Source organism: Vibrio metoecus, assembly GCF_009665255.1.
Classification (GTDB): domain Bacteria; phylum Pseudomonadota; class Gammaproteobacteria; order Enterobacterales; family Vibrionaceae; genus Vibrio; species Vibrio metoecus_B.
On sequence record NZ_CP035686.1, the window covers coordinates 1,350,250 to 1,364,045 of the forward strand.

The following is a 13,796-nucleotide window of genomic DNA, read 5'->3' on the forward strand; positions in this document are numbered from 1 at the left end:
CAAGACCTCATTCTTTAGTGACATCTTTCTACAATCTAAGGCTTGCCAATGTTTAATGCGATCACTTCACTATTCAAGCAACTGCTTGATGGCCAAGACTTAGCCAAAAATTCAGCCACTCCAGAGCTTGCGATAGCCTGTCTGCTCACCGAGGTGGCGGGGGCCGATCACCAAATTTCGCAACCTGAGCAGCAAGCCAAATCCACTCTTCTAAAGCATCTATTAAATATGACGGATGAAGAAGCACTAGCTTTACTGGAACGTGCTGAGCAACAGGTGAAACAGTCTGCGTCTTTGTACGACTTTACTTCCCAGCTACGTACGCTCACCCAAGAGCAGCGGTTTGAGCTGATCCAAGCCATGTGGGAAGTCGCTAATGCGGATGGCGTGATTGATCCACTCGAAGATGCGGTGATTCGCAAGGCCGCTGAGCTGCTGTATGTCGACCACAGCCAGTTTATTCGCGCCAAACTGATGGCCGCAGACAAAAATCAATCACCAGAATAACGCGCGTGTTATCTCCTCCCACGCCTTCCCTTTTTCTGAAAGACAAAAAGCGCGAAATTCGCGCTTTTGAACTTGGGCTTTCTCTAGGATTTTTTGTCTAAAAAGTCGCTAGAGTGGTGGTGTCATTCGCCAATAGAGCATCACAGCGATACAACTTAGAGCATTCACCAGCCAACAGACGTAGAGTGTATTTTCCATTCTTGTACTCGGCTTTGTGGACAACCATACAAAAGCCTAGAACAAGATCCAAATTGTTGCATAACAATTTGCTGAGTATCACATTACAGCATGGTTAACGCTAACTTTGCCAAGTTGTAGGCATCGACATAGCCTGAGTGCTGACGCCCTTCCCATTCAATACCTTGCGATTCTTGAGCCGCGCGATGACCAATGCGTTTGTCTTTCAAACGATGTTGAATGCGGTACAAAGTGGCGAGATTAAGAAATTCTTGAAAAGGTACTGGAATGCCTTTTTCTTGGCACTCGTTGATCAAAATACGATCATCGCGTCCCCAAGAGGCATAAATCTTATTTGAGCCGCCAAAGTTTTTAACCATAGATTGCAGGACTTCGGCCAACGGGCGGCCTTGCTTCTCTATTTTGCGCGGTGTAATTCCGGTGAGTTCAGCACAAAACAGTGAAATTTCATCATGTTCTGGCTTAACGAAATATTGTGCACGCTTGACGATTTCTCCCGCCGCGAGATCGATTTCTGCCAATCCAACCTCAATGATTTCGCCCGTGGTTCCCACTCCGTTTTCGTTCCAACAACACATTTCTAAATCGAAGCACACAACACGGTTGTAATTCATTCTTGGCTCTTTCTCTGCTTACATAAAGTCGAACATCCTACCTGAATTCACAGGATAATTCGATTCCACCTTGCTGCATCGCTCAGCAATCGACACTCGATTACGCCCTTTTGACTTACTTTGATACAGCTGATTATCCACACTTTGCAAAATTTCAGGCTCGGTGTACTGACAGTTAGTGCTCGCCCCAATACTGATGGTTAATGCCAGTTGCACTTCATCGCTAGCGATAAAGGGGCTGTTTTCAACCGATTGACGAATACCTTCCAAATATTCAACGAGCTCATTTCTTTCCGTCAATGAAGATAGAATGGCAAATTCATCCCCTCCGAGGCGCACAAAAGTATCGGATTCCATCAAAATTTTTTGCACGGTAAACACCACATGTTGTAAGGCATGATCGCCAGCTAAATGGCCATAGGTGTCATTAATTTCTTTAAAATGGTCAATATCAAATGAGATCAATGTAAACGCTTGTTCCTCATCCAGCATACGGCAAAGCTGTCGGCTAAAATAACGCCTGTTATAGATCCCCGTCAGGCTGTCATGTTCAACAAGGTAACGTAACTCTGCAGTACGATCTTCTATCATCGCCGTTAGACGTTGCTGCTCTTCTATCTGCATGCGCATGATGTAACTGAGCAGGAATGAAATAATCATGCCTCCTAGACCTAATCCCAATAACGCCCACTGATCACTGTGGTTGAGTGAATCACGTAGAGCAAATTGCACCATCCAGTCACGGTTCGGTAACACGAGTTTGCGTTCTATCTGCAATCCTTCATGCTTTATCCATCCGGGGCTTTGGTAAAGAATTGGGCTGTCGTCCGAATCAAATCCGGTATCCATCACCCGCATATCGAGGTCTTGTTCCACCGCGCTCATTTGTACAAGATTATCGAAATAGGTAGATAGACGAACCACCCCCACCATCACACCAATGAGAGTGCGGCCATTTTCAGCAGAGAAAACCGGGTGATAGACCAACAAACCATCTTTGGTAATCGACTTATCAATACCATCCTGCAGAAGACGAACTTTATCGGACACATTAGGTCGGCGATTAGTGACAATGTCACCCAATATCCGCTTAAAGCGTTCACGTTCAGAGAAAAATCCCAATAAGGCTCGATTGGTATGATTGAGCGGATACACATCGGCTAAAACAAATTTCGCGTCTTCAGTCTGACCAAAACCATATTGAATCTGACCATTTTGCGGAATCGTAAATAGCTTAAAATCCGTAAATCGCTGCTGCATGAGTTTCGTGAAGGTATCGACATCTCCGGCCTCAACCTTGACCATCCACTCTAAGGTAATTAGGCTTCTTGACCCTTTGAGGGTTTCTGCCGCGAAAGTATGAAAGCGTTCCCAATCATCACTGGTACTTGAGTGGAAAAAATTAGCCGCAGAGCCAATAAAGTTAATATCACTGTCAACAAACTGCTGGAGCGCCATAGTTTGTCGATCGGCAAGGTTCTCCAACATAGTACGGTTATGGCGTACCTGCAGTGAATACGCAGTATAGACCACGAAACTCGTCAACAATAAACCACTAACCAGAACGAGCAAAGGTGCGAATTCACGGAAAAATTTGAGCATTCACCTCTTCCTTATCTTTGACTGTCTTAGACATTGCATTTCATAGCGATATCGAGAAGTTATGCGATATATCCATACCCATACTGTATTCAGACCAAAACTTTCAAGTCATTTATCAATAACAAGCTAACAAATCGGTCGTTTAGTCACAAAAAACCAAAACACCCTCACTCCAAACAGACAAAAAAACACACGGATCATCGCTCAAAAAGCCACCAAACAAACCGTCAAGCCGTGTTCAAGCTGGGATTCTCTGCTTGCTTTGTCCTTGAATATGGTACTATCCGCCCCCATTTTGAGCTTAGTCTATAACGCCGCCTTGGGGAATGTGCAGTAGTCTCACCGAGAAAATCATACTCAGTGTGACCTTGTTGCAAAAACCTTCCTACAGAGCGTAAAACTTGCTGTGCTTACGCACACAGTCTGCCAAAGAGAATTCACGATGAATATCGACTTAAACCTGATCCCAACCACTTTTGATATGCTCCATGCGGGGCTAGCGGCTTCCTCTCTCCTGTTATTGATTATTGCTGTTGCTCGCAAAGGCAAAGTCACAGAAAAAATCGTAGAAAAACCGATCGAAAAAATTGTGACGGTTGAAAAGCCTGTAGAAAAAATTGTCGAAGTGGAAAAGATCATTGAAGTTGAGAAAGTGGTGGAAAAAGTCGTTGAGGTGGAATCCAAACTCGCGACCGCCTCGACCGATTCAGCACTGCAACTTTTGGCGCTGCTGCAAAAAGAAGCTCGCCTGATTGACTTCTTACAAGAAGAAGTCAGCCAATTTTCTGATGAAGAAGTGGGCGCAGCCGCTCGCGTGATTCATAGCGGAGGCCAAAAAGTGCTGCGTGAGTATCTCACTCTATCGCCAATTCGTAGCGAACAAGAAGAGAGCCGAATTAGTGTTGAAGCAGGCTTCAATGCGCAAGAAATTCGCCTGACAGGACAAGTTACTGGCCAAGCACCATTCGTTGGCACTCTGATCCACAAAGGTTGGCGCGCGGATTCCATCACCCTGCCAAAACTGGCTGACAATTACGATACCTCGATTCTGGCTCCTGCGGAGGTAGAACTGTAATGGAGATGCCAATTCATTCAGCCAAATACAGTGTAGGCATCGACCTTGGTACTACCCACTGCGTACTCGCTTATCAAGATGTACAAAGTGAAGAGAGCCGTGTTGAAGTGATGTCGATTGCGCAAATGACGGCGCCGGGCACAGTAGAAAACCTCAACCAGCTTGGTTCTTTCGTCTATCAGCCGCATGAACATGAAATGGCTGCCGCTTCACGCCGTTTGCCTTGGAGCACTGAACCGTCCGCATTAGTAGGCGCGATTGCGCGTAATTTGGGCTCAAAAACACCGATTCGTTTAGTCGCAAGCGCCAAATCATGGTTATGCCATGCGGGCGTTAATCGTCGCGAAGCCTTTTTGCCATCGGGCAGCCCTGAAGATGTCAGCAAAATTTCCCCACTGCGTGCCACTGAGCTTTATTTAGAGCACTTGCAAGCGGCATGGGATCACGCCCATCCTGATGCCCCATTGGCTGAGCAAGATGTCACGATTACCGTTCCTGCTTCGTTTGATCCTGCCGCCCGTGATTTAACCGCAGAAGCGGCGCGCAATGTCGGTTTACAGCAATTAACGTTGCTGGAAGAGCCACAAGCGGCACTCTACAGCTGGATTGATAACCGCCATGAGCAATGGCGCAATGAAGTAAACGTAGGCGATGTAGTCTTAGTGATCGATATCGGTGGTGGCACCACTGACCTTTCACTGGTCGAAGTGACCGAAGAAGAAGGTAACCTTGCCCTCAAACGTATTGCCGTTGGCGAACATATTCTGCTCGGTGGCGATAACATGGATCTCGCCCTCGCCTATCGTCTGAAAATGAAATTGGCGCAAGAAGGTAAAGAGCTGCAAATGTGGCAAGTGCAAGCCATGACGCACGCTTGTCGTGATGCGAAAGAAGCACTACTCAGCCAACCGGATTTGGCCGCAGTACCAATCGTGGTACCAAGCCGTGGTTCTAAACTGCTCGGCGCAACACTGAAAACCGAGCTGACTCGTGAAGAAGTGCAGCAAACGCTGGTCGATGGTTTCTTCCCAGCAGTTTCTATCAACGAGCATCCACAACAAAAAATGCGCGGAGCTTTGACTCAAATGAGTTTGCCTTACGCGCACGATGCCGGCATTACTCGCCACATCGCAGCATTTTTAAGCAAGCAAGCGAATGCTCAAGGTCAGAACCACGCAGAAAGCATGCCTTTCGCGATGGCAGGAATTCCGGGCATGGCCGCTCCACAAGCCGATTTCATTAAGCCAAGTGCTATTTTGCTAAACGGTGGCGTGCTGAAATCCACTTTGCTTGCCGACCGTTTGCTAGAAACCATTAATGCTTGGCTAACTCAGGCCAATGCGGCGCCTGCCAAACTCCTAGCCGGAGTGGATTTGGATCTGGCAGTAGCACGTGGCGCGGCTTACTACGGCGTTGTGCGTCAAGGTCAAGGTGTACGCATCCGTGGTGGTATAGCTTCGGCTTACTATGTCGGGATTGAAAGTGCGATGCCAGCCATTCCGGGCATGTCACCGCCGATGGAAGCACTCTGTGTTGCTCCATTTGGTATGGAAGAAGGCTCAAGCGCGCAAGTCGCAGATCGCCAGTTTGGCCTAGTGATTGGTGAGCCTGTGCACTTCCAATTCTATGGTTCAACCGTACGCCGTGATGATGTCGCGGGTACTCACCTTGTCGATTGGGGCAATGATGAACTAGAAGATCTGCCCACCATTCAGATCACCTTGCCTGCTTCTGAAGGTCGCCGTGCAGGTGAAGTGGTTCCGGTTACGCTGGCATCACGTGTTACGGAAGTCGGTACGCTCTATCTCGAAGCGATCGCCGCCGATAATGGTCAGAAATGGCATGTGGAATTTGATGTGCGTGACAACCCACAAGACGAGCCTGCACCACAGCAACATTAGAAAGACTACAGCGGCATCCTTCGGGGTGCCGCTTATCCTTTATGAATACGAGGTATAGCATGTCATCACCACGTTTTCTGGTTGGCATTGATTTGGGCACGACCAATACGGTGGTCGCTTTTTGTGAACTCAACGATGCTCTAGAACAATCTCCCGTTGAGATTTTCCCCGTTGATCAATTGGTTGGTCCTGGTGAAGTGGTTCGCCGTCCGCTTCTTCCTTCTTTCCGTTATCACCCTTCACACGGGCAATTCACAAGTTCTGATTTAACCCTGCCTTGGGAATCACAGTTGGTGAATGGCGATCTGCCGCAAGTGATTATTGGCGAATGGGCACGTGAGTTGGGCGCAAAAGTGGAAGGCCGACAAGTTTCTAGTGCCAAAAGCTGGCTTTCACATCCGAACGTTGATCGCAGCCAACCCATTTTGCCGTGGGCAGGAGCAAATGATGTCGAAAAAGTGTCTCCTATCATTGCCAGCGCCAGCTATCTCAACCATATCCGCCAAGCGTGGAATCATCGCCATCCTTTAAACCCGTTAGAACAACAAGAAGTGGTAGTAACCGTTCCCGCTTCATTTGATGAAGGTGCACGTAAACTGACCCTTGAAGCCGCTCAGTTGGCCGGATTGCCGAAAATCATCCTGCTGGAAGAGCCACAAGCAGTTTGTTATGACTGGCATCATCGCCATCAAGCTCAAGCGAACGATATCTTGCAAAACGTGCCGCTGATATTGGTGTGTGACGTGGGCGGCGGTACAACCGATTTAAGCCTGATTGCCGCGCAATTTGATGAGCAAGAAACGCTGCAACTCAACCGGATTGGTGTGGGCGATCACCTTATGCTCGGTGGCGACAACATCGACCTTGCCTTGGCTCACGTAGCCGAAAGCCGTTTCAATCAAAATAAGAAATTGAGTGCTGCGGGTTTATCCAAGCTCATCCAACAAACTCGCCAAGCCAAAGAGAGCCTGCTTTCAGCAAATGCACCTGAACAGATGAAAATCACCTTGTTGGGCAGTGGCTCAAAGTTACTGGGTGGAACCCAAAGTGTGGCGTTACATCGCGATGAAGTACACCGCATTGCACTTGACGGATTTTTCCCGCTGACAGAACAAGACGTGCTGCCGGAGAAACGTCGCCGAGCTGTCGTTGAGTTTGGCCTACCCTACGCGGCCGATCCCGCTGTCAGCAAACACATTGCAGAATTTCTCAGCCATCACCAAGGGGCTGAACAAGGTTCGTTAGCTACTGAAAAAAATAACTCAGCACTACCGACGGGTTTGCTGCTCAATGGTGGTGTATTTAACAGTGAGTTGATTACTCAACGGTTAATCACGCTGCTGAGCGGATGGTTAGGACGCCCCATTACTTTGCTCGATAACCCTCATCCAGATTGGTCCGTCGCCTTAGGCGCAGTGGCTTATGCCAAAGCAAGACGCGGTGCTCTGCTTAAGATTGGTGGAGGCTCTGCCCGTTCCTATTTCTTGCATTTACAGGAGAAAAACAAGCTCGGCAAAGCCTTATGTCTGCTCGCGAAAGGCAGTGAAGAGGGACAAGAGATCCGCTTAACCAGTCGCCGTTTTTCGCTAACGGTGGGTGAGCCTGTTCGTTTTAATCTGCTGACCTCAACTCACGACCAAATCGTGCCCGAACAGAAGGTACAAAATGGTGCGCTGCTGCCTATCGACCCCGATAAATTCCAGCCCTTACCGCCTTACGTACTCACCCTACCAGCTTTGGATGAAACCCCACTCGCCGCCAATCAAAAGCAGCGAGTCGAGGTGCAACTGGCTTGCCAGTTGACCGAAGTCGGCACTTTGCAAATGGTGTGTGTGAACCCTGATGATGAAAATCAGCGTTGGCAAGTGGAGTTTGAGATTCGCCAGAACTTGTCGAATGAAGATGCATTGAGTGAGAACTCGTCGATTTCTCCTAAATTGCAGGAGGCCAAAGCGCTGATCAGCAAGATCTACAGCGCCAACAAAACCAATACCGACCAACAAGCCATCAAAACACTGACCAAAGAGTTAGAAAGACGCTTAGGCAAACGGGAAGAATGGGACTTTGCGACTCTGCGTAGCCTGTTTGACAGCCTAGCGCTTGGTCGCAAGCGCCGCCGCCGTTCAGAGCTGCATGAGAAAAACTGGCTGCGACTAGCAGGATTCAGCCTACGACCCGGATTTGGCGATGCAACCGACAGCTGGCGTATTGAACAAATTTGGGCGCTTTACCAACAAGGCATCCAGTTTGCCAACACTCAAGGTTGGACGGATTGGTGGGTGTTCTGGCGTCGAGTTGCGGGCGGTTTGAATCAGGAACAGCAAGAAACCTTACTTGCGGATATTGCTAAATACCTGCATCCAAGTGCTATGCGAACTCCTGCTTCGACCAAAGAAGCCCAAGAAAAAGGCTACGAAGCCATGGTGCGGCTGGCGGCTTCGTTAGAGCAGCTACAGGTTGAAGATAAAACACTACTCGCCACTTGGTTTTTGAATAAGGCACTGAACCACAATCAATACCAACAAGCACACTGGTGGGCTTTAGGGCGTTTAGCTGCGCGCATTCCCTTCTATGGCAGCCTGCACGCTACACTCCCGAAAGAGCAGATCCAACAATGGCTACCTAAGCTTTTAGAGCAAGATTGGCAAAAAGAACCCATGTGCGCTTTCGCCACCGTGATGATGTGCCGAAAAACGGGCGATCGCAGCCGCGATATTTCCGAAGAGTGGCGCACAAAAGTGTTGGATAAGCTCAAACAGAGTCGCGTTTCAGACTCGTGGGTTAATCTGGTTAGTGAAGTGGTCGAATTGGATGAAGCGGAAACCCAACGCGCATTCGGCGAAAGTCTGCCTAGCGGCTTAATCTTGCTGAATCACTAATTCCACTTTGTACAAAACATGAATATCGGAGCCATCAGGCTCCGATATTCTAAAGGCTTAAGCCGCATTCACCGCTTGCAACATGACTCGATTTCGACCTTGTTGCTTTGCTTGATATAAAGCTTTATCCGCTTGGCGTATGGCATCACCATAGTCATATGAGGTATCCAGCATTACCACACCGATACTGACAGAAACACGAAGAGGCTGATCATCAATACTAAAACCACCCGCAATCTCATCACGCACAGTATCTAGCGCTTTCGCCACACGAGCCTCATCATTTTCACGGGCAAATATCGCGAACTCTTCTCCACCGTATCTCGCGACTACGCAGTCCGTTAGGTTTAATGACTCCAGATTCTGGACGACAAAAGTAATCACCTCATCACCAATATCATGCCCATAGGTGTCATTTATCTGTTTGAAATGATCAATATCGACCAAGGCAATTATGGAAGCTGCTTCTGACTGGTTAAGCTGACGTTGTACATGCTCTTTAAAATAACGGCGGTTGAAAGAACCCGTTAACTCATCACGGATGGACCGCAATCGGTGCCATTCAATTTCTTCAAATAGGAACAGCATGAGCATGGTCCCGAGAATAATGAAGAAAAACAGGTTTTGTACCACAATGGTCGCAGCTCGGAAGACCGCCATCAAAGGTAAAGTTTGATAGGCAGCAAAAGGAACATAAAGCATGACCATCATAAGTGCCAAGACTACCGCAAATAGTGTTTGTTCTGGACGTCCACGCTGTCCATTTTTTGCCGCGATAAAGGCAGAGACTAGATAGACTGATGACAAGTTCAACGAAGCAATCAATATGCGCATCCCTATGGTTTCTGGATTTGATCGGAACAAAACATATAAGAGCAAAGCAAACGACAAAGAATGAACCATCATCAGTAGATATAAGCCGCTTTTGATCGGTTTTTTATACCAACGCAATACGGCAAATAGCATACAATAACCACCCAATTGATAAAGCAAGTTATTGACAAAGATGGCAAAGCCCATTGGTAAGATAAATCGCAGCGAAGAGGTGGTATAAGCCAAGCCGTAAGCTAAAAACAGTAAAACAAACCACGTTGCCATATCTAATTTATGTTCGCTTAACTTACTTCTTAGCATGTATAAAAACAGTGCTGCTATTGCACTACATGCGATGTTATTGATCACCGTGGCAATTTCTAAAAAAGAAAGATCCATCATGCTTGGTCATCCTGAATGCATAAAAAGAAACTCAACAGTACGCCATTTTGGCGTTCTTCCCTTCAAATAACTACTAAAATATAAATTATGTCACAACTTAAGCTCGCATTAACCATCGAGTAGAGTGTAAAATATGCCTCCAAAATAAAAACTACTGCTTGATAACCAAAATATCAGGCTCACGTCGTTGGTCATTAACTGCTGTGACAGTTTGCTCTTTTGCTTAACTCGGCTTTTCTTAGCTACATCTACGCTAAGCAAGCCTATGTACTAATAAAACCCACAAGCTCTGGTTGCAAATAAGCCAATGGAACAAGATAAATTTACACACATTTTTCGTTTGCCCGGTTCAATTCAAGTCCGTATTGCCAAATGGCAACAGACCTTTCGAGGTAAATCGGATTTAGTTCTTCACCAAGCCTTAGTTGCTCGTAACCATCAATATCAACGAGATGATTTTCAGCCTAAAGGTTGGTGCGTTAATTTATTTGATTGTGATGACATTTCAATTACTCATCATGGTGAATATATCCAAACCGCAATGCGCACGATGATCGATAGAAAAGTCTCCTATAAACGCATCTATTTATCTCGCTTACCACTTGATGAAGCACAAGCTGAATTACAGCGCTTTAAAGCAGCTTGGATTAAAAAACATAACCAAGTCGCTCAGCGATTTAATCGAATTCAAAAAGACGCGTTTATGAGTTTCGCATGGGAAGAGATTGAAACTTTGTACCCTGCAATCCCAGAGCAGAGCTTTGATCGTGCTCTCTGGAACCGTATCGTTGAAAGTGAGTTTGGCCCCGCTGAGCACTATGAAGACCCGTATTTTGTTGTTAAAGATCCTAAAGCACCTGATAAAAAAGCGAAGGCGGCTCATACCAAGGCCTCTAACAATAAAGGGAAATCCCCCAAGCGTTTTCATGACAAGCGTTCATCGTTCAAAAATGCTCGTCATTAACCATGAAACAACACTTCGGCAGTGTGGAAACTTACCACACTGCCCTATTCATTGGTTAATGAATTAGCCAGCCAAGATCGTTTCATCATCTTTATTACGATAAGCGCAATAAATGGTGCTGCCTGACTGATGTTTTGCAACATACATCGCTTCATCGGCAATACGTAGTAATTCCGTCACTTGTGAAGCTTGCTCTGGGTATAATGCAATACCAATACTAACCCCAACATTGAGCCTTTCTTCATTCGCTTGGATCGGAGCCTGTAGCTTATCGAGTAACTGATAGGCTTTGTTCAAGACCCCTCGGTGATCTTGCAAAATATCTAAACAAACAACAAATTCATCACCACCAAGACGACCACAAAAATCTGCTTCACGAATCGTACCTTTTAACCTTTGCGCAATTTGTTGTAATACTAAATCACCGATTTCATGGCCCTTGGTATCGTTAATTTCTTTAAATTTATCAAGATCAAAGAACAGTAATGCCAGTTTCATATCCGAGCGTTTAGCTTTAGCTAATGCTTGACTAAGCTGCTGTTTAAAGGCTCGACGATTCAAGATGCCGGTCAAAGAATCCCGTTCAGACAGGAAGCGCAATTCAGCTTTTTGGCGTTCTAATTTTGCAGTTTTCCTTGCAACTTCAGCTTGTAACTCATCTTTAGTTACCGTTGTACTTTGCAGAGAGGCTTTCATTTGATTGAAAAATTGAGTTAGCTCAACAAACTCTAATTCACTGTTTTGATTAGATATTCGACTTGCCAGATCACCTTTAGCCATCTTCGTTATGCCATCTTGGAGAGTCTTACAGCCATATCGAAAGCGACGTAGAACAATTAACGCAACACCACACACCACCGAAGAGAATACTAATAGGTGCAGCATGGTTGTTATTAATAAGGTTCTCTGACTATTGATGCTACTTTCCATCACTTGACGCTGGATAAAGGTTAATTCTTCATTCATGTTTTGCACCAAGATGTTGTAGCGAGAATGCAACAGCTCATAAGTACCAATACCATCGATGAGCTTGGTGATTCCAGACTCTTGTGCCATATAACGCTCTTGTTCCAGTAAGCCAGCTAAACTATTGTTCATTCTTTGAATACTATTGAGATGTTGATCCTCAATCATGGTCGTCTTCAATTCCCGAGCAAGAACTTGTTGAGCCCGATAAACAAGCTCTAGGCTGTTTGCATCCTTATATTGCAGAAAGGTCCACAGTTGCCCCCGTAACATGGCGACACTATTTTGGATTTCTAAAATGGTATTGAGTTGAGCATTGGTCTGTTGTTGTTTTTCAGCCAAGTTAAACAATGAAAAAGCGATAAAACCTACCAACATGAAGGACGCAATGAAGAGAAGGGTCATTTTTCGAGTTAAAGAGTTAATCATCACTCAACTCCACTACTTTGCGTGGCATTCAGGAAAAGCTCATCTGCCATAAGTTGCCGGTAATCGGGCATCTCACCTAGGACAAGCCGACTGTCTAAAGCCCAACGACCTTGTAACTGCAAATTGGTTAATAGAGTATTCCCTAACGAAAGACGGAAAGAGTAATCCTGCCATGACCATTGCAACTGTTTCTCATCAATACTTAAAACGCCCGCGACTCTATGTAACGTTTTTTCTGGATTTTGGTGCATCCAACTAATGGCTTGTTTAAGTGCTTTGAGAATAGCAAGAGTATTTTGTTTTTCAGAAGTGGGGGTATTTTTCATCGTTAATAAATTAAACGACAGAGTATAAATTCCGGGTAAACCGAGATTACTGACTTGAGAATTCGCCGCAACATCGATTTTGTAACCCCAAGGCTCCCAAATAGAAACAGCATCAAGCTGTTTATCAAATAGTTTCTGATACAATTCTTCTGGCGAACCATACACTTTATTTAGGGGAATTCCTTTTAAATTATTCACTAACAATAATGAATCAAAATAGAATTCACTCGAACTGGCTTTAATCATGCCAATCCGTTTGTTTTGCAGATCGCCGATTGTATGTATTTCATCCTCTTTTAAAGCAAGTAGTTTTACGTCATTATCCGACTGAACAAAACTGGCAAGAATTTCGAAATCCTGACGCTCAAAACTGGTAAACATCACCACCGATTCCGAAGCGGTTGCATAACTCACATCGCCTTTTAGTAAGGCCTGACTGCATTGAACACCACCACTGCAAGCCACCAATTCCACATTGATCCCTTGCTCTCTAAAAAAACCCAGTTGATCTGCAATATAAAAAGGGGAAGAAAGCGGCGTTTGTGATACCGCAATTTTAATTGGTGCGAGGGTCGTGACTGAAGCTGTGGAATTGATCAAGGGTTTCCACCACAACCATAAGCCCAAAGCCATTGCTACAGATAATAGGTAAACCATCCATCGATGGGATTGCCTAGCCAAGAACATGCCAACCTCTGAATCTATATGTATATCGTTCTATGATTCAGTTTAGTTGCAAATTAGCGATTCGCGAGTGCTGTTACTAATTAACAGCACTCCCTTTTTTATGCAAATGAAATCACATCCGTTTTTTGACCTATCATCATAGGGTTAGTGAGTGACTCCATCAGGACGACCGCCAAATTCGGCTTGATCATAAATATCAGCCAACGTTTTTTGACGTTTAGGAGCGGCTTTACGAGCCTTTTTCGGTTCGAAGTACTGCTCTACATGCTGCAAGGTTTCTTCATGCTGTTTAGCGGATTGAAGAAATTCAGGGTTGTTCATCGCTTTTTGGCGCAAACGATTAACACGTTCTAAAGTATCTAAAAACATATTAAGCCCTCCCATACTGTATATAATCACAGCATAGTTAGCTTTATACGATTGTCAACCAAAA

At 45.6% G+C, this 13,796-nt stretch carries 12 protein-coding genes; 5 read left to right on the forward strand and 7 right to left on the reverse strand.

Features of this window, described 5'->3' with window-relative positions; all coding sequences use genetic code 11:
• Positions 1 to 48: 48 nt before the first annotated feature.
• Entirely contained in the window at positions 49 to 507 is a 459-nt protein-coding gene (locus EPB59_RS06115; protein ID WP_055050735.1) for a TerB family tellurite resistance protein, read from the forward strand.
• A 97-nt stretch (positions 508 to 604) separates the two neighbouring features.
• Here EPB59_RS06115 and EPB59_RS18840 read toward each other — a convergent pair whose 3' ends face one another.
• From EPB59_RS18840 to EPB59_RS06125, 3 genes are read right to left on the reverse strand one after another with little or no spacing between them, the layout of a single operon-like run.
• Entirely contained in the window at positions 605 to 733 is a 129-nt protein-coding gene (locus EPB59_RS18840; protein WP_001915377.1) for a hypothetical protein, read from the reverse strand.
• A 55-nt stretch (positions 734 to 788) separates the two neighbouring features.
• Positions 789 to 1,319, reverse strand: coding sequence for a 3'-5' exonuclease (locus EPB59_RS06120; RefSeq protein WP_055050734.1), 531 nt, complete (start codon positions 1,317 to 1,319; stop codon positions 789 to 791).
• An 18-nt stretch (positions 1,320 to 1,337) separates the two neighbouring features.
• On the reverse strand, positions 1,338 to 2,921 hold the full coding sequence (locus tag EPB59_RS06125) for a sensor domain-containing diguanylate cyclase (RefSeq protein WP_055050733.1): 1,584 nt from the start codon (positions 2,919 to 2,921) through the stop codon (positions 1,338 to 1,340).
• Positions 2,922 to 3,363: 442 nt separating this feature from the next.
• Between EPB59_RS06125 and EPB59_RS06130 the strand changes: the two genes are divergently transcribed.
• The 3 genes from EPB59_RS06130 to EPB59_RS06140 are packed head-to-tail and all read left to right on the forward strand — an operon-like array spanning position 3,364 to position 8,776.
• A complete protein-coding gene (locus tag EPB59_RS06130) occupies positions 3,364 to 3,996 on the forward strand; it encodes a DUF2760 domain-containing protein (protein WP_154171850.1) in 633 nt (210 codons plus the stop codon).
• Positions 3,996 to 5,897 (forward strand): Hsp70 family protein, encoded by a 1,902-nt coding sequence (locus EPB59_RS06135; RefSeq protein ID WP_154171852.1) that lies wholly within the window; start codon positions 3,996 to 3,998, stop codon positions 5,895 to 5,897. The genes EPB59_RS06130 and EPB59_RS06135 overlap by 1 nt, the downstream gene beginning before the upstream one ends.
• A 59-nt stretch (positions 5,898 to 5,956) precedes the next feature.
• Complete coding sequence (locus tag EPB59_RS06140) at positions 5,957 to 8,776, forward strand: Hsp70 family protein (RefSeq protein ID WP_195707075.1); 2,820 nt, start codon at positions 5,957 to 5,959, stop codon at positions 8,774 to 8,776.
• Between the two features lie 57 nt (positions 8,777 to 8,833).
• Here EPB59_RS06140 and EPB59_RS06145 read toward each other — a convergent pair whose 3' ends face one another.
• Positions 8,834 to 9,910 carry a GGDEF domain-containing protein gene (locus tag EPB59_RS06145; protein ID WP_195707098.1) on the reverse strand — a complete coding sequence of 359 codons (1,077 nt, stop codon included), beginning with the start codon at positions 9,908 to 9,910 and terminating at the stop codon, positions 8,834 to 8,836.
• A gap of 388 nt (positions 9,911 to 10,298) precedes the next feature.
• On the opposite strand from EPB59_RS06145, the gene EPB59_RS06150 reads away from it, so the two are divergent.
• On the forward strand, positions 10,299 to 10,955 hold the full coding sequence (locus EPB59_RS06150; protein ID WP_055050729.1) for a hypothetical protein: 657 nt from the start codon (positions 10,299 to 10,301) through the stop codon (positions 10,953 to 10,955).
• Between the two features lie 63 nt (positions 10,956 to 11,018).
• Here the strand turns inward: EPB59_RS06150 and EPB59_RS06155 are convergent, their stop codons facing one another.
• The 3 genes from EPB59_RS06155 to EPB59_RS06165 all read right to left on the reverse strand — a co-directional run bounded on the left by EPB59_RS06155 (position 11,019) and on the right by EPB59_RS06165 (position 13,732).
• The gene (locus EPB59_RS06155; RefSeq protein ID WP_095476617.1) at positions 11,019 to 12,350 is read right to left on the reverse strand and encodes a GGDEF domain-containing protein; all 1,332 of its coding nucleotides are present in this window, start codon (positions 12,348 to 12,350) and stop codon (positions 11,019 to 11,021) included.
• Positions 12,350 to 13,363: an ABC transporter substrate-binding protein gene (locus EPB59_RS06160; RefSeq protein ID WP_154171858.1), complete on the reverse strand. Its 1,014-nt coding sequence runs from the start codon at positions 13,361 to 13,363 to the stop codon at positions 12,350 to 12,352. The genes EPB59_RS06155 and EPB59_RS06160 overlap by 1 nt, the downstream gene beginning before the upstream one ends.
• A 144-nt stretch (positions 13,364 to 13,507) precedes the next feature.
• The gene (locus EPB59_RS06165) at positions 13,508 to 13,732 is read right to left on the reverse strand and encodes a hypothetical protein (protein WP_055050726.1); all 225 of its coding nucleotides are present in this window, start codon (positions 13,730 to 13,732) and stop codon (positions 13,508 to 13,510) included.
• Between the last annotated feature and the right edge of the window lie 64 nt (positions 13,733 to 13,796).